Raw genomic sequence first — 16,432 nt, forward strand, 5'->3', positions numbered from 1 at the left:
CACATGCCGAACATATACAGTTTGCAATGTGCGATACCGCAAAGTGTCCGTTCACGGGAAGCGACGACGCCGTGCGTACCGGCCGATCGCGAATGTCCCTGTCTGGGCCGAACAGTCGATCCGGCCGCCCTGGGCGGCGGTCAGGAAGGCACCGTGGCGGCGGTGCCCACGGCGTACCGAGGCGTGCGCCAGGTGTGCCGGCGGCGGGATAGATCCACGGCCGGCATCCGCGCTCACGCCGGCGCGGCATCGGGGCCGGCCTGCCCAGCGCGCCGGCGGACATAGCGCTTCATGAAGTCCACCCAGGCGCGGATCTTCTGCGGCACATGCCGCGTCGGCGCATACAGCGCATAGACACCTTGCTCGGGGAAGCGATAGCCCGGCAGCGCGTCGATCAGTGCCCCGCTGGCCAGGTCGCCGCGTACCAGCCATTCCGGCAGCAGGGCGACGCCGCTGCCCTGGCGCGCCAGCGCGAGCAGCACCGAGGCATTGTCCGCGACCAGGCGCGGCTTCGCGGCCGGCCGGAACACCTGCTCGCGGCCCTCGCGATCGCGCAGCGTCCAGGCGGCGATGCGCTCCAGCCGGCTGTGGCCGAGCTGGGGCAGGCGCGCCAGCGCGTCGGGCGAACCGATGCGCGCCAGGCCGGCGCCGGCCAGCAGCGCGGGCGACATCACCGGCCGCACCTCATAGGTGTCGAGGCACACGCCGCGGTAGGGCAGGTGCTGGAACTGCTCGAGCCGGCCCAGCCGGACCGCCACGTCGAAGCGTTCGCGCACGAGATCGACCTGTGCGGTATGCGTTTCCAGCCGCACGCGCAGCCCGGGATGCGCTTGCATGAAGGCGTCGAGCGCGGGGGCCACGACCATCAGCGAGTATTCGACGGTCGATGTCAGGCGCAGGACGCCTTGCATGCCGCCGTGCTCGCCGCGCGCTTCCTCGATCGCACCCTCGGCTTCGGCGAGCACGCGCAGGCAGCGCTGGTAGAAGCGCTCACCCGCGTCGGTCAGCGCAATGCGCCGCGTCGTCCGCGTCAGCAAGGTCACGCCCAGCTCGGCCTCGAGCTGCTTGACGTGAAAGCTGACCGCGGCCCGCGCCTGGCCGAGCACCGCGGCCGCGGCCGTGAACGAGCCGGCCTCGACGACCGCGCGGAATACCTCGAAACGATCCAGGCTTACCATCGCCGGCCCCTGCGATTGTCAAAACGATTGTCAAAACTATTCGACCAGTCCTGCCACATTATCAGCCTTACCCGAGCGAATCCCGGACTCTACACTACGGCGCCTGATCCTGCCTGCCCCGACCATGTCCGATCGCTCGAAAGTCGCTGCCGTCTACCTGCTGGGCTTCGCCATCGACCTTGCCAATATGTTCGTGGCGAACGCCGCGTACCCGGCGCTGCAGCGCGAACTGCAGGCGTCGGTCGCGCAGCTTGCGTGGGTCGGCAATGCGTACATGCTGGGGCTGACCGTGGTGATCCCGCTCGGTGCGTGGCTCGCGCGCCGTTGCGGCGAGCGGCGGGTGCTGGTGGGGTCGCTGCTGCTGTTCGGCCTCGCCAGCGCGGGCGCGGCCGTCGCGCCGTCGATCGGCGCGCTGCTGGGCTGGCGCCTCGTGCAGGGGCTGGGCGGCGGCCTGCTGATACCCGTCGGGCAGGCCATGGCCTATCGAGCCTATGCGCCCGAAGCGCGCGCGCGGCTGACATCGGTGGTGATGATGGTCGCGCTGCTCGTGCCAGCGCTATCGCCCGCGCTCGGTGGCGTGCTGGCCGATCACGCATCGTGGCGCTGGATCTTCGCCGGCATGCTTCCCCTCGCCGGGGCCGCATGCGGCCTCGCGCTGGCCTGGCTGCCCGCCGGCGCCGCGGCGGCCGAGCTGCCACCGCTCGATGTACCGGGCCTGGCCCTGAGCGTGCTCGCGCTGGCCGCGCTGCTGTTCGGCCTGACCCTGGCGGGCCAGCACGGCGGCACGCACCTCGCCGTCGCGCCGCTTGCCGTCGCGCTCGTCGCCGGCACGGCCTATGTGCGTCACGCGCGCCGCGCGGCCGCCCCGCTCATCGACCTGGGTCTGCTCGCGCAGCCGCTGCTGCGCATGGGCATCGTGATCTATCTGTGCGTGCCCGGGGTCTTTTCCGGGGTGAACCTGGTCGCCGCGCTCTACCTGCAGGGCGCGCTCGGACTGAGCGCGACGCAGACGGGGGCCCTGATGCTGCCGTGGGCTGCCGCGTCTTTCCTCGCGATCGCGATCGTGCGCCGTGGCTTTCCGGCCTGGGGCGCGAGGCCGCTTTTCTTCAGCGGGATCGCGGTGGATTGCGCGGGCATAGTCCTGCTCGCCACGCCCATCGCGATGCACGAGGCGGGGCGGGTGCTGGCCTTCGCCGCGATGGGATTCGGCGCCAGCCTGTGCACGAGCACGTCGCAAAGCGCGGCGTTTCTCGACGTGCCCTCAGCGCGCATGGGCGAGGCGAGCGCGCTGTGGAACATCAACCGCCAGCTGAGCTTCTGCATCGGCGTTGCGGTGCTCGGCAGCGCGCTGAACTTCCTGCTGCCGCGCCAGGCAGCCGGCACGGCGCCGCTGGCGTATCGGCAATGCTTGCTGCTCGCTGCCTTGCTGACGCTGCTGCCCCTGCCGCTGGTGGCGCGGCTCGCACCGCCACGCGCTGCCGCCGCGCGCCCCGTTTCCCAATGACTCCACCTGACCTGAGCGCCATGCCTCCACACAACCCCTTCTTCCAGGAAGTCGTCGACGCGCACGTCGACATCGAACAATGGCTGTCCGGGCGCGCCGGGCCCGCTCGACTCGGCGCGCTGCTGGCACGCTTCTCGCCGCGTTTCTCCATGGTCACGCTGCCCGGCGCGGCATGCGATCGCGCCGCTCTCGACACGCTGTTCTCGCAGGGTCACGGCAAGCGTCCCGGCCTGCGCATCGAGATCGATGCGCTGAGCGAGATTGCCGCGTGGCCTGGCGGCGCGGTCGTAGCCTACCGCGAGACGCAGACCGATGGTGCGGGCTGCCGCACCGTGCGGCGCGCTACCGTGGTATTCGAGCGCGACGGGGCGGGGCGTATCGCCTGGCGCCATCTGCACGAGACCGCGGTCGCAGGTGCGCCGGCCTAGACAGAATGTATTGACCTGCCGCAGTACTCCCCCGGCATCTGGAGTGCTTTCCGTCTGTGCGGGGCGCACGGTCCAGTTCCACCATCCGTAAGCTGCTTGCCCCTGAATCGAGGCTTCGGGCCTGAGGCATCGCTTCGTCAATGGAGCGAACGACTGTCGTGCGCTGACGGGCAAGGCAGCGACGCCGGACGTTGTGGGGCGGTGGTGCGGCGCCTTGAGGCGCGGCCGGGAACGTCGCCGCGGCCGAACGCGGTGGCCGGGGCGGCCCCAGCCTTCGGCAGTCGGGGAGATCCATGATCTTTGTTTAGTACATATGACATTAATGATGAAAGTACTAAACGTGGCATGAAGCGTGTCATTTCGGGGCAGATCGCGGGCGATCGCGCTGGCCGGCCGGCACGGTCGCCGGCAGCCTTCCCGGACACGAGGCGCCGCGGGCCGAGCGCTTGCGGCGTGGCGCCGGCCCGGCGGCGCAGGCCATGCGAGCCCTGTCGCAACGATGGGTTGACAGCCGCCCCGCGCTCCCACTAGCATGAAACATGAATCAGCTGTCATGTTCAGGACTGTGCCTCGGCCGCAGCCTTTGCGTCACTGGTCGACTCCGCTTCAGGCCTGTTCCAGGCGTCTCCAGCCTGCCGTTCTGGCAGCGCTGGCAATCCCGAAGACATCCACAAAAGAAGATGAGGAGACATCATGGCGAGAAGACTATGGCGACGGATCGCAGGCTGGCTGGCGGCCTGCGTGGCGATCTTGTGCGCATTTCCATTGCATGCCGCCACGGCGGGGCCTGGTGCATGGAGCAGCCAGCAGACCTGGGCGGCGGACGCCGTCAATGGCGGTAACCTGACGGGCTACTTCTACTGGCCGGCCAGCCAGCCGACCACGCCCAACGGCAAGCGCGCGCTCGTCCTGGTGCTGCACGGGTGCGTGCAGACGGCCTCGGGCGATGTCATCGACAACGCCAATGGCGCCGGCTTCAACTGGAAGTCGGTCGCCGACCAGTATGGCGCCGTGATCCTGGCCCCGAATGCCACGGGGAACGTCTACAGCAACCATTGCTGGGACTACGCGAACACCTCGCCCAGCCGCACGGCCGGTCACGTCGGCGTCCTGCTGGACCTCGTCAATCGCTTCGTCACCAATTCGCAGTACGCCATCGACCCCAACCAGGTCTACGTGGCCGGCCTGTCCTCCGGCGGCGGCATGACCATGGTGCTGGGCTGCATCGCACCGGACATCTTCGCCGGCATCGGCATCAACGCCGGTCCGCCGCCGGGCACCACCACCGCGCAGATCGGCTACGTGCCGTCAGGCTTCACGGCGACGACGGCGGCGAACCAATGCAAGGCATGGGCAGGCTCCAACGCGGGCAAGTTCTCCACGCAGATCGCCGGCGCGGTCTGGGGCACCTCGGACTACACCGTGGCGCAGGCGTACGGCCCGATGGATGCGGCGGCCATGCGTCTCGTCTACGGCGGCACCTTCACGCAGGGTTCGCAGGTGTCGATTTCGGGCGGCGGCACCAATACGCCGTACACCGACAGCAACGGCAAGGTGCGCACCCATGAGATCCCGGTCTCCGGCATGGCCCACGCGTGGCCGGCCGGCACCGGCGGCGACAATACCAACTATGTCGATGCCACCCACATCAACTATCCGGTCTTCGTCATGGACTACTGGGTCAAGAACAACCTGCGCGCCGGCAGCGGGACGGGGCAGGCGGGCAGCGCGCCGACGGGGCTTGCGGTCACGGCAACGACCTCCACATCGGTCTCGCTGTCGTGGAACGCCGTCGCCAATGCCAGCAGCTATGGCGTCTACCGCAACGGCAGCAAGGTCGGTTCGGCGACGGCCACCGCTTATACCGATTCCGGCCTGATCGCCGGCACGACCTACAGCTACACCGTGACCGCGGTCGATCCGACGGCAGGGGAAAGCCAACCCTCGGCCGCCGTATCGGCGACGACCAAATCGTCCTTCACCTGTACCGCCACCACGGCCAGCAACTACGCGCACGTGCAGGCCGGGCGCGCGCACGACAGTGGCGGCATTGCCTACGCGAACGGCTCGAACCAGAGCATGGGGCTCGACAACCTCTTCTACACGAGCACGCTGGCACAGACGGCCGCCGGCTACTACATCGTCGGCAATTGTCCATGACTACCTCGCCGGGAGCGCGGGGCGACCCTCTCGCACAGATGGTCTGATCCGGCACGCCCGCCGCAAGGCTGGCCGTGCCCGGTGGAACTGCCAGTCCACCCCGTGGCGGGTGGTGCGGCAGGCTATGCCTTCGCGACCTTGCCTCCGCCCGCCCGGCGATCGATTTGCAGTGAATATCAAAAACAGGAGACAGAATGAAAACGATACAAGGGAAGAGTCCGGGCCGCTGGTCCTCGCGCGGCATGCTGCTGGCAGCGATGGCGGCGTCCGGCGTCATCGGCCTGGCGGCGTGCGGTGGCGGTGATGATGGCAACTCAGCGGCCAACCATGGCAATGCCGGCGGCAACGGCAACAACAACGGCAATACGGTGAGCAATACCAAGCCGTCCTTCGTCGGTACCGTGACCGTCAGGCGCTTCGACGGTGTGAGCGACGACTTGCTGACCGCGGGCCTGGGCGCCTCCGGGCTGGCCTCGGCCACGGCACCCGCCGTGGCCAACGCCGTTGCGCCGACCGCGGCAGAGCTGCGGCGCCTGACCATCTACAACAACTATCGCGCCTTGATCGACACCAGCGCCAAGGGTGGCTACGGCACACTCTACGGCCCCAACGTCGATGCCGACGGCAACGTCACCTCCGGCAATGGCATGGTGGCCGGCGCGGAGTATGTCGCGTACTCGGATGACGGCTCCGGCCAGCAGAACGTGGTGCTGCTGGTGCAGATCCCCGACGCATTCGATGCCGCGCATCCGTGCATCATCACCGCGACCTCGTCGGGTTCGCGCGGCATCTACGGGGCCATTTCGACCGGTGAGTGGGGACTCAAGCGCAAGTGCGCCGTCGCCTATACCGACAAGGGCACCGGCGCCGGCCCGCACGACCTGGCCACCGATACGGTGCCGCTGCAGGACGGCACGCGCACGACGCGTACGCTCGCCGGCAGCCAGGCGCAATTCGCCGCGCCGCTCGCCGCGAGCCGGCTTGCCGCCTTCAACGTGGCAACGCCCAACCGGCTGGCGTTCAAGCATGCGCACTCGCAGCGCAACCCCGAGAAGGACTGGGGCCTCTTCACGCTGCAGGCGGTGCAGTTCGCCTTCTGGGCCATCAACGACAAGCTGGGCGTCTCCAGCGGGCAGACCGTCAGCCAGTTGCCGGTGCGTCCCGGCAACACCATCGTGATCGCTTCCAGCGTGTCCAATGGTGGCGGCGCGGCGATTGCGGCGGCGGAGCAGGACACCGACAACCTGATCGATGGCGTGGCGGTCGGCGAGCCCGCGCTGAGCCTGCCGCCCTCGATCAACGTGCAGGTCCAGCGCGGCGGCGCAACGTTGCCGATCAACGGCAAGCCGCTGTTCGACTACGTCAGCTATGCCAACGAGTTCCGGCTGTGCGCGGCGCTGTCGGCCAGCGTGGCGAGCGCGCCGACGCAGGCTTACTTTGCCGTGGCGTTCGGCTGGCCTGCCACCGTGCAGGCGAACCGCTGCGCAGCGCTGCACGCCAAGGGCCTGTTGTCGGCCACCACCACGGCGGCGCAGGCCGACGAGGCGCTGCAGAAGATGCGCGACTACGGTTGGGAGCCCGAATCCGACCTCCTGCATGCCTCGATGGCGTACTTCGAGATCGATCCGTCGGTGGCCACCACCTTCGGCAACGCCCTGGCGCGCGCCAGCGTGTTCGACAACCTGTGCGAACTCAGCTTTGCGGCGGTGGATGGCTCGTTCCACCCGGCCACGATGAACGCCACGCTGCTGGCGCAACTGGCCGCGACCGGCAACGGTATCCCGCCCACGACCGGCGTGCAGTTGATCAACAACCTTGCCCAGGGTGGCGCGGCGCAGAGCAGGCAGTCGATCGACTCCTCCGGTACGCAGGCCGCCAACCTGGATGGCGCGCTGTGCCTGCGCAACCTGCTGAGCGGCAGTGACGCCGCCTCGCAGGCGCTGCAGCTTGGCCTGTCGCAGACGCTGCGCAGCGGCAATCTGCGTGGCAAGCCAGCCCTGATCGTGCAGGGGCGCAACGATGCCCTGCTGCCGGTCAACCACGGCGCCCGCCCGTACCTGGGCCTCAATGCGCGGGTCGATGGGAGCAGCAAGCTGTCGTATATCGAGGTCACGAACGCGCAGCACTTCGACGGCTTCATTGATCTGTTGCCGGGATACGACTCGCTCTTCGTGCCCTTGGCCGTCTATGAGCAACGCGCGCTCGACGCCGTGTACGCGAACCTGAGGAGCGGCACGCCGCTGCCACCGTCGCAAGTGGTACGCACGACGCCGCGCGGCGGTGCGGCAGGAGCGGCGCCGCCGATCACGGCCGCCAACGTGCCGAACTTCACCATGACTCCGGCTGCCGGTGACCGTATCCAGGTGAGCGTCTCGGGTGGCGTGGCGACGGTTTCCGTGCCGAACTGAGGAGAGCATCGGGTGGCGGCGGGCCTCTGGCGCGCCGCCACCCGGGCCGCCTGTGTACGTGACGGTGGCGGGCCGTAGTGCGCCGCCGTGGTTGAGGCCATGTCGTCGTCGCACATAGTGCGCGCCACGCCGGCAAATCGGCCTCGTGTCTCGATTTGGAGACGGCTTTTCCACGAGTGGAGATATCGCCGTCGCCTTCATTTCTGGCGTTCTCCGCGGCTTCCGGGGGCGATAGTGGCCCGTGGAGCGCGGATCGCACCAGCAGTTGTCTCCAATCCGGGACGGTTCGTGGCTGCAAGCGCCGGCCCGGCGGGCCCGCGCGCTTGCCGGGCCCCACCAGGACGGCCGCGGTGCCGCGCGGAACAAGGGATTTGGCTCCGGTGGCACGCTTTGTGCGAAGTCCCGCGTCCGCACGGTGCTCCCCGTGGCCGGACTGGCAAGCGGAGAGCCGGATCAGGACGTGCGGCTAATCACTTGCCTCAAGACAGCCGTCGATTCGCTGCGGGATCGCAGTGCATGGCTGGATGGGCATCACACCATAGCGCCAGCCGACGGAGCGCAGCTCAAGGCGCGCAGGAGACAACAAGGTGAGCGATTTCTTGGCCAGGCAAGACCTCTACGGCACACAGACCGGCAAGCTCATGAGCGCGCGCCAGGCCGTGCAATGGATACGTGACGGCGATACCGTTGCCACCGGCGGCTTCGTCGGTATCGGCTTCGCCGAGAACATCGCGGTCGCGATGGAAGAGTTGTTCCTGGAAAGCCAGGCTGGCGAGGCATCGGACCTGCGCTGTCCACGCAATCTGACACTGGTGTACGCGGCCGGGCAGGGCGATGGCAAGGACCGGGGGCTGAACCACCTCGGCCACATCGGTCTCGTCCGGCGTGTGATCGGGGGACACTGGGGCCTGGTGCCGCGCCTGGGGGAGCTGGCCGTCAACAACGCGATCGAGGCGTGGAACCTGCCGCAGGGGGTGATCTGCCACCTGTTTCGCGATATCGCTGCAGGGAAGCCCGGCACCTTGACGCGCGTCGGCCTCGGTACCTTTGTCGATCCACGGTGGGGCGGGGGAAAGCTCAATGCCCGCACGCAGGCCGACCTGGTGCGGCTGATGCCGATCGACGGCCGCGAGTATCTCTTCTACAAGGCATTGCCGATCCACGTCGGGATCATCCGTGGCACCACGGCCGATCCCGACGGCAATATCACGATGGAGCGCGAGGCGCTGACGCTCGAGGCACAAGCCATCGCGATGGCCGCGCACAACTGCGGTGGCATCGTCATCGCGCAGGTCGAGCGCCTGGCGGAGCGCGGCACGCTGAAGCCGCGCGAGGTGAAGATTCCGGGGGTGATGGTCGACGCCGTGGTGGTGGCCGAAAAGCCCGAATACCACATGCAGACATTTTCCACGCCATACAGCGCGGCCTTCGCGGGGGAGTTGCGCGTGCCGCTGTCGAGCATCGGCAGCATGCCGCTGAACGCCCGGAAGATCATCGCCCGGCGCGCGGCGATGGAATTACGCAACAACGACGTGGTCAACCTGGGCATCGGCATGCCGGAGGGCATCGCAAACGTGGCCGCCGAAGAGCAGATCATCGATCTGCTGACGCTGACGGCGGAGCCAGGGGTGATCGGCGGCATCCCGGCCAGCGGACTGAACTTCGGCGCCGCGACCAATCCACAGGCCGTGATCGACCAGCCCAGCCAGTTCGATTTCTACGATGGCGGCGGGCTCGACGTGGCCTTTCTCGGCCTGGCGCAGGCGGATGCGGAAGGCAACGTCAACGTCAGTCGCTTCGGCCACCGCCTGGCCGGGGCGGGCGGCTTCATCAATATCTCGCAGAACGCGCGCAAGGTCGTCTTTGTCGGCACCTTCACCGCCGACAAGTTCGAGCTCGCCGTCGCAGACGGCAAGCTGAGCGTGCGCCACGACAGGCCGGCATCGAAGTTCGTCGATGCCGTGGAGCACCGGACCTTCGGTGGTGGATTCGCCCGGGAGGACGGCACGGTGGTCCTGTACATCACCGAGCGATGCGTATTCGAACTGGGCGAGTCCGGGCTCGAGCTGACCGAGATCGCACCGGGGATCGATCTGCAGGAGGACATTCTTTCGCACATGACCTTCCGCCCGGTCGTGCGCACGCCGCTGAAAATCATGGACGCTCGCATCTTTGCCCACGCCCCGATGGGATTGCGTGCGCAGTTGCTGGATCTGCCGATGGCGAAACGCCTGCGCTACGACGCAGGGAGCAAGTGTCTCTATATCAATCTCGAGGGCATGGAGGTGCGCAGCGTCGAGGATATCGAGCGTATCCGCCGCGCGGTCGAGGAGCGCCTGGCGCCGGTCGGCGAGAAGGTATCCGCCATCGTCAACTATGAACATTTCAGTTTCCTGCCGGAGCTGGCCCAAGCCTATGCGGGGATGATGGCCGATCTGAGCGAGCGCTACTACCGCAGTGTGACGCGCTATACCACCAGCGCCTTCGAGCGCGCTCAACTCAAGAGCGCATTGGCACAGCACCTGGGAGAACTCCGGCTGTTTTCCAGCGAGAACGAAGCGGGGGAGCATCTGGAATAGTCCGCGGCGTCAGGGAAAATGCACCCGAGCGGCGGTGCCTCCAGGTCGCAGGCCAGGCGCAAAGCGCAGCCATGGCACGGAGATGGCGAGCCTTTGCAACGACGCGTACGGAGGCGCTGTCGATCGGGGGGGGCTTGTCGAATGACGCAGTGGACCAGGGCCCGGGCGTGCCGGGCATAGCAAGAGCCGCCGGCTCGCAGGAGATGGCACGTGACAGGCCAGCAGACCGCCGCCGTGATGTTCGACTTCGACCTCACGCTGGCCGATTCTTCCAGCGGCATCCTCGAATGCACCCGCCATGGGCGGCGGGGGTGCGCTTCGTGGGCGTGGTGAGCGGGGCGATGTCGCGCCGGGACTGGTCGGCGCGGGGCGAGGTGGCGATCAGGGAGCATATCGGGGAGGTGGCTGGCCGCGTGCGGGCAGGCGGGATTTGCCCTGGCGACTGGTCCGGCTGAAAGCCGTAGGGCAGGACGCGCCGGCCGCTTTCACATCGGCGCGTGTCTCGGTTGCATCGCGCGCGCCCCGCCCGGTCCGCTTGCCCTTGGGATGTTAGGATCGGCCCCATACAAGGCCATTCCTGCCAACCATGCCTCTTATCCGCATCTGGGCGCTGGACCACGCGCTGGGCTCGGGCATTGCCGCCCCGATCGACATCCTGCTGGCCGCCAACCGCCTGGCCGGCGCGGCGGCCGACGGCAGGTCCGGCGCGGTGTTCCGCTGGCGCGTCGAATCGCTCGATGGCGCACCGGTGCGTTCGGCTGCCGGCCAGATGATCGCGGTGGACGGCCGCATCGACGGCGCCAGCGCGGCCGATGCCGTGTGGGTGGCCGGGCCGTTCGTGTCCGACGTCGACAAGCTGCTGGGTCGCCCCGCGCGCCTGGCGCCGCTGCTGGCGGCCCTGCGCCGCCAGCATGAGCGCGGCACCTTGCTGGCGGCCTATTGCACGGGAACCTTCCTGCTGGCGGAGGCGGGTTTGCTCGATGGCCGCAGGGCGACCACGCACTGGTCGCGGGCGGCGAGCTTCGGCGCGCGCTATCCGGCGGTGGAGCTGCGCGCCGCCGAGGTGCTGACGGAGCAGGATGGCATCCTGTGCAGCGGTGCGGTCACCTCGTACCAGAGTCTCGCGTTGCAGCTGGTGGAGCGGCTGGCGGGAGAGAAGCTGGCGGCGGCCACGGCCAAGGTGATGCTGATCGACCGTCGCCGTGACTCGCAGGACACCTTCATCGACCTCGACCGCATCGACCGGCTGGAGCACGACGATCCGCTGGTGGCCCAGGCCCAGCGCTGGATGCAGAAGCACCTGCGCGAGCCCTTCAACCTCGCGCGCTTGTGCGAGCGGCTCGCGGTCAGCGAACGCACGCTCAACCGCCGCTTCAAGCAGGCCGTCGGCGCTCCACCGCTCAAGTACCTGCAGACCCTGCGCATGGAGGTGGCCAAGCGCCTGCTGGCGGAGCAGCGCATCGCCATCGAGGCGGTGTGCGAACGGGTCGGCTATAGCGACCTGAGCGGCTTCCGGCAGTTGTTCAAGCGCGTCGCGGGCGTGTCGCCGAGCGAGTACCGGCGCCGCTTTGCGCGTCAGCCCGCGCAATGATGGCGGGTCCGCCGCCGGCCCGGCGGCGGTGCCTGCAGCGGGCATTGTCCTGTCCGAAATCCCGCTGTCTGAAATGCCACCGTGTAATGGCAGTTCGGCCACTTATCAGGTCCCGGGGCGCATCCCTACACTGGCCTCCAGTCGCCCCGGTGGTCGGGGCGGCAGCACGAGAGACTGCGAGCCAGTCGACAGGAGTCCGCCATGCCCATGATCGATGCCTACCTGCCGCAGGGGGCGCTGCCCCCGGAGGCCGAAGCGCAGCTGATGCGCGATCTGACCGATATCCTGATCCAGCACGAAGGCCTCGACCCGTGCAATCCGCGCGTGCGCGACGTCACCTGGATCTTCGTCCACCGGCCGGCGGCGGTGTACCGCGCCGGCGAGCCGGCCACCGCGCCGATCTACCGCATCGTGCCCTCGGTGCCCGAAGGGCAGTACACCGATGCCGCGCGCGCCGGGCTGGTGAAGGAAGTGACCGCTGCGGTAGCGCGCGCGGAAGGTGTGCCGGCCGACGTCATCGGCAAGCGGGTCTGGGTCTTCCCCACCGAAGTGAATGACGGTTGCTGGGGCGCCCGCGGCGCGGTGCGCCGGCTGCCGGACATCATGGAGTCCTTCGGTGGCGCCACCTTGCGCGAGCTGGGAGAGCGCCGCCTGGCGGCAAAGCGGCGCGTGGATGCCGGCCGGCTCATCGGCGCGCTGGCCGGGGCGCTGGCCGGAGGTGAAGACGGCGGTGCGGACCATAGCGAGAACGTCAAGGCATCCTGAGCCCAGGGATCGGCGGGGAGCGGCAAGCGTCGCCGGCGCGAGGCAAGTCTTCTATGCGAGACCGGCCGGCCGCGCAGCCGCCGGCGCAGGGTGCCGCACCCCTGCCGGCCGGAACCCCGCCGGCCGCCGGGTTGTCTATACATTATCGCTATGGACATGCTGGGGGCATGCAAATGGATCCCGCACCATCCGGGGTTGAGTCCCCCTCCGTGATATCCCCCTCCGTGATACCCCTGTCCGAAACGGAGGCGCGCCGCCAGTTGCGCCGCGCCGTGATCGCCAGCACCGTCGGCACCACCATCGAGTGGTACGACTTTTTCCTCTACAGCACGGTGACCGGCCTCGTGTTCGCCAAGCTGTACTTCCCTGAATCCGATCCCCTGGTCGGCACCCTGCAGGCCTTCCTGATCTACGCGGTCGGTTTTATCGCCCGGCCGATCGGCGCGGCCATCTTCGGGCACTACGGCGATCGCATCGGCCGCAAGGCGACCCTGGTGGCCACGCTGCTGCTGATGGGCCTGGCCACCTTCGCCGTCGCCTTCGTGCCATCCTACGCGCGGATCGGCATCTGGGGCGCGGTCCTGCTGACGCTGCTGCGCTTCGTCCAGGGCGTGGGCGTCGGCGGCGAGTGGGGCGGCTCGGTGCTGATGTCGATGGAGTGGGCGCGCACCGACGCGCATCGCGGCCTGGTCGCCTCCTGGCCGCAGTTCGGCGTGCCGGCCGGGCTGTTCCTGGCCAACCTCGCCGTGCTGGCCGTGAGCCGGCTGAGCGGCGACGCTTTCCTGGCCTGGGGCTGGCGCATTCCTTTCCTGCTCAGCATCGTGCTGGTCGCCATCGGCCTCTATATCCGCCTGAACATCCTCGAGACGCCGGTCTTCGCGCGGCTGCTGGCCGAGCATCGCATCGAGAAGGCGCCGATGCTGCAGGTGATCCGGCGCCAGCCCGGGGACATCCTGCTGTCGGCGCTGGTGCGCATGGCAGAGCAGGCGCCGTTCTACATCTTCACGGCCTTCGTCTTCACCTATGGCGTGATGACGCTCGGCATGTCGCGCGACCTGCTGCTGACCGCCGTGCTCGCCGCCGCGGTGCTCGAGTTCTTCACCATCCCGTTCTTCGGCCACCTGTCCGACCTGCTGGGGCGCCGCCGCATGTACATCGCGGGCGCGCTGGCGGTGGGCGTGTTCGGCTTCTTGTACTTCGCCATGGTCGACACCCGCAACCCGGCCTGGGTGTTTGCCGCGATCGTGCTTTCGCTGGTGCCGCACGCGATGATGTACGGCCCGCAGGCCGCGCTGATCGCCGAGACCTTCACCGGGCGGCTGCGCTACAGCGGTGCGTCGATGGGCTACCAGCTCGCCTCGGTGATCGCCGGCGGCCCGGCGCCGCTGATCGCCACGGCGCTGTTCGCCCGCTACCACTCCGGCTATGCGATCGCCATCTACGTGCTGGTGTGCGCGGCGCTCAGCGTGTTTGCCGCCTCGCGGCTGCGCGACTACACCAACCAGGATATCTCGCGCGAATATGACGATGCGTCGGCGCATGGCGGAGGGCATGCGCCGCACGCCTTGTGAGCCCGGATCGCAAGCGGGATAGCAGGGCGCGGGATCGTCCGTGCCAGCTCATGCTGCTGCTCCTCTCGTTCGTCGGCTTCTCTGCCGTGCTGCAGGCCTCCGCTTCCTGGTGTATCGGCATCATCGGCGTGGCGGGCATGCTGACCGCAGCGGTGCCGGCTCGATGATCCTGATGACGGCGGCTACGCTGGTCGCCAACAATGTGTACGGTCCGTTCCGTCGGTGGCCTCCAGGCCCGGCCGGTAACACGGCATAATCCTCGGCACGAGGCCTGGCGCGCGGCGCCGGCCCACCCGTACACCCAGGAGCTTCCATGACCCCCCAAGACCCGCGCGACGGTATTTCCCTGATCGACTGCACCGAAGCGGAGCACGCGCCGGCCATCCTCGAGATCCTGAACGAGGCGATCGCCAATTCCACCGCCCTGTACGACTACCGGCCCCGTCCGCCCGAGGCGATGGCGGCCTGGTTCGCGGCGAAGCGCGCCGGCGGCTTCCCGGTGATCGGTGCCGTCGACGGCGCGGGCACGCTGCTGGGCTTCGCCAGCTGGGGCACCTTCCGGGCGTTCCCGGCGTACAAGTACACGGTGGAACACAGCATCTACGTGCACCACGAGCACCGCGGGCGCGGTCTCGGCGTGCGCCTGCTGGAGGAGGTGGTCCGGCGCGCGCGGGAGGCGCAGGTGCACGTGCTGGTGGGGTGCATCGATGCTTCCAACGCCGGCAGCATCGGCCTGCACACCCGGCTGGGATTCGTCCACGCGGGGACCATCCAGCAGGTCGGATTCAAGTTCGGGCGCTGGCTCGATGCCGCCTTCTATCAGCTCACGCTGGAGACGCCGGCCTGCCCGGTGGATGGTTGAGGCGGGCGCGGATCGCGCCGCGCCACTTCGAGGCGGTTGCCGCCCAGTGACTTGGCACGGTACAAGGCCCGGTCCGCCGCGGCGAGCCCGTCGGCCAGTGTGGGCAGGTCGTGCTCGAATTGCGCAAGGCCGATGCTGACCGTCGCCGCGATGCCGGGGCCGTCGACCTGCCGGGCCACCGTCTCGGCGAAACGGCCCGCCACGGCCTCGCCCAGTGCCCGCGCGCGGCGCGCGCCGTCGCCGCACAGCAGTGCGGCGAACTCCTCGCCGCCGATGCGGGCCAGGATGGCCTCGGGTCCCAGCACGCCGCGGGCGGTCTCCGCGAAGGCCGCCAGTACCTGGTCGCCTGCCTGGTGGCCGTAGCGGTCGTTGATGGCCTTGAAGTGATCGAGGTCGAAGGCGAGCATGGCGAGCGGCCCGCCTTGCGCCGCGCCGCGCATCAGGCGCCCGCCCTGTTCGAAGAACCAGCGGCGGTTGCCCAGGCGGGTCAGGTAGTCGGTCTGCGATTCGCGCAGCAGTTGTCCGTGGGTTTCCTCGCGCACCAGCTTCAGCAGGGTCATCGGCAGGATGACCGAGTACAGCACGCCCTCATACATCGTGATCTGGCTGGCAAGCATTTGCATGGGCTCCCCGCCGGCCGTCACCAGCCACGGCAGGACGAAGGTCCGGGCCGCGTAGATCAGCGCATGCAGGGCCGCCACCGCGACCACGATGCGCCGCGCATGGAGCGCCTTCATCGCCTCGCAGCGCCGCATCTCCCACGCGGTCAGGCCGCTGATGAGCGCGATCGGGAGCGCGCTGGCGTAGTTCCAGATGGCGTCCTGCCAATGCACTCCGCCGGCCACCCAGACCAGCGCCATGGCGAGCAGCAGGCCGGCGGAGGCGGCGCGGTACTGCCGCCCGCGCAAGGAGGCGACGCCGGCGAGGACCAGCAGGTAGCCGCACAGCATGACCAGGTTGGCGATGGCGGAGCCGAGCGCGCCGGGCAGGTCGTGGCGAAGCAGCACCGCGATGCAGCCAAGCGCCAGCGTGCCGAATCCTGCCGCCAGGATCCGCAGCGACCGGCTGCGCCGTGGGTGTGTCCGATGCTCCCAGAACATCATCCCCGCACTGGCGAGAAGCGTTCCGACCGCAAGAAAGTAAAGGGTGAGGAGATCGACGTGCATCCCGAATATCAAGGCATGGCGCCGGTACATCGCGGCGGCAGCCGAATTCTACGTGGGAAACACGAGGGAGCGCGGGGGGCGGGCGGATCCGTGCGCCGCCGGGCGAGCCGAAGTTGCGGGCGCTTCACCCGGGCGCCGGCATCGCGGCAGCCAGGGCGGTTCCCGCCCTGGCGGGGCCGTCCGATCGGCCGGCACGGCCGGGCGCGGCCGCGCCCGGCCG

At 68.9% G+C, this 16,432-nt stretch carries 12 protein-coding genes; 10 read left to right on the top strand and 2 right to left on the bottom strand.

The features are described 5' to 3' along the window. Positions 1-233 precede the first annotated feature (233 nt). Complete coding sequence (locus BKK81_RS25500) at positions 234-1,178, bottom strand: LysR family transcriptional regulator (protein WP_071018756.1); 945 nt, start codon at positions 1,176-1,178, stop codon at positions 234-236. A gap of 124 nt (positions 1,179-1,302) precedes the next feature. On the opposite strand from BKK81_RS25500, the gene BKK81_RS25505 reads away from it, so the two are divergent. The 10 genes from BKK81_RS25505 to BKK81_RS25545 all read left to right on the top strand — a co-directional run bounded on the left by BKK81_RS25505 (position 1,303) and on the right by BKK81_RS25545 (position 15,046). After that, positions 1,303-2,682 (top strand): MFS transporter, encoded by a 1,380-nt coding sequence (locus BKK81_RS25505; protein ID WP_071018758.1) that lies wholly within the window; start codon positions 1,303-1,305, stop codon positions 2,680-2,682. A gap of 20 nt (positions 2,683-2,702) precedes the next feature. Then, on the top strand, positions 2,703-3,110 hold the full coding sequence (locus BKK81_RS25510; RefSeq protein WP_071018760.1) for a DUF4440 domain-containing protein: 408 nt from the start codon (positions 2,703-2,705) through the stop codon (positions 3,108-3,110). A gap of 693 nt (positions 3,111-3,803) precedes the next feature. After that, on the top strand, positions 3,804-5,270 hold the full coding sequence (locus tag BKK81_RS25515; RefSeq protein WP_071018762.1) for an extracellular catalytic domain type 1 short-chain-length polyhydroxyalkanoate depolymerase: 1,467 nt from the start codon (positions 3,804-3,806) through the stop codon (positions 5,268-5,270). A 242-nt stretch (positions 5,271-5,512) separates the two neighbouring features. Then, positions 5,513-7,678, top strand: coding sequence for a 3-hydroxybutyrate oligomer hydrolase family protein (locus BKK81_RS25520; protein ID WP_156811550.1), 2,166 nt, complete (start codon positions 5,513-5,515; stop codon positions 7,676-7,678). A 641-nt stretch (positions 7,679-8,319) separates the two neighbouring features. Continuing rightward, positions 8,320-10,257: an acyl CoA:acetate/3-ketoacid CoA transferase gene (locus tag BKK81_RS25525; protein WP_071022309.1), complete on the top strand. Its 1,938-nt coding sequence runs from the start codon at positions 8,320-8,322 to the stop codon at positions 10,255-10,257. A gap of 210 nt (positions 10,258-10,467) precedes the next feature. Further along, complete coding sequence (locus BKK81_RS36575; protein WP_231908221.1) at positions 10,468-10,590, top strand: HAD family hydrolase; 123 nt, start codon at positions 10,468-10,470, stop codon at positions 10,588-10,590. A gap of 253 nt (positions 10,591-10,843) precedes the next feature. Then, positions 10,844-11,848, top strand: a complete 1,005-nt coding sequence (locus BKK81_RS25530) for a GlxA family transcriptional regulator (RefSeq protein WP_071018766.1) — start codon at positions 10,844-10,846, stop codon at positions 11,846-11,848. Positions 11,849-12,049: 201 nt separating this feature from the next. Further along, positions 12,050-12,613: a tautomerase family protein gene (locus BKK81_RS25535; protein ID WP_071018768.1), complete on the top strand. Its 564-nt coding sequence runs from the start codon at positions 12,050-12,052 to the stop codon at positions 12,611-12,613. A 173-nt stretch (positions 12,614-12,786) separates the two neighbouring features. Continuing rightward, positions 12,787-14,184 carry an MFS transporter gene (locus BKK81_RS25540; RefSeq protein ID WP_071018770.1) on the top strand — a complete coding sequence of 466 codons (1,398 nt, stop codon included), beginning with the start codon at positions 12,787-12,789 and terminating at the stop codon, positions 14,182-14,184. A gap of 313 nt (positions 14,185-14,497) precedes the next feature. Continuing rightward, positions 14,498-15,046, top strand: a complete 549-nt coding sequence (locus BKK81_RS25545; RefSeq protein WP_071018772.1) for a GNAT family N-acetyltransferase — start codon at positions 14,498-14,500, stop codon at positions 15,044-15,046. On the opposite strand, the gene BKK81_RS25550 is transcribed toward BKK81_RS25545, so the two are convergent. Further along, positions 15,004-16,212, bottom strand: coding sequence for a GGDEF domain-containing protein (locus tag BKK81_RS25550; protein ID WP_071018774.1), 1,209 nt, complete (start codon positions 16,210-16,212; stop codon positions 15,004-15,006). The genes BKK81_RS25545 and BKK81_RS25550 overlap by 43 nt on opposite strands. Between the last annotated feature and the right edge of the window lie 220 nt (positions 16,213-16,432).

The sequence above is a fragment of the Cupriavidus sp. USMAHM13 genome (genome assembly GCF_001854285.1).
Lineage (GTDB): Bacteria > Pseudomonadota > Gammaproteobacteria > Burkholderiales > Burkholderiaceae > Cupriavidus > Cupriavidus malaysiensis.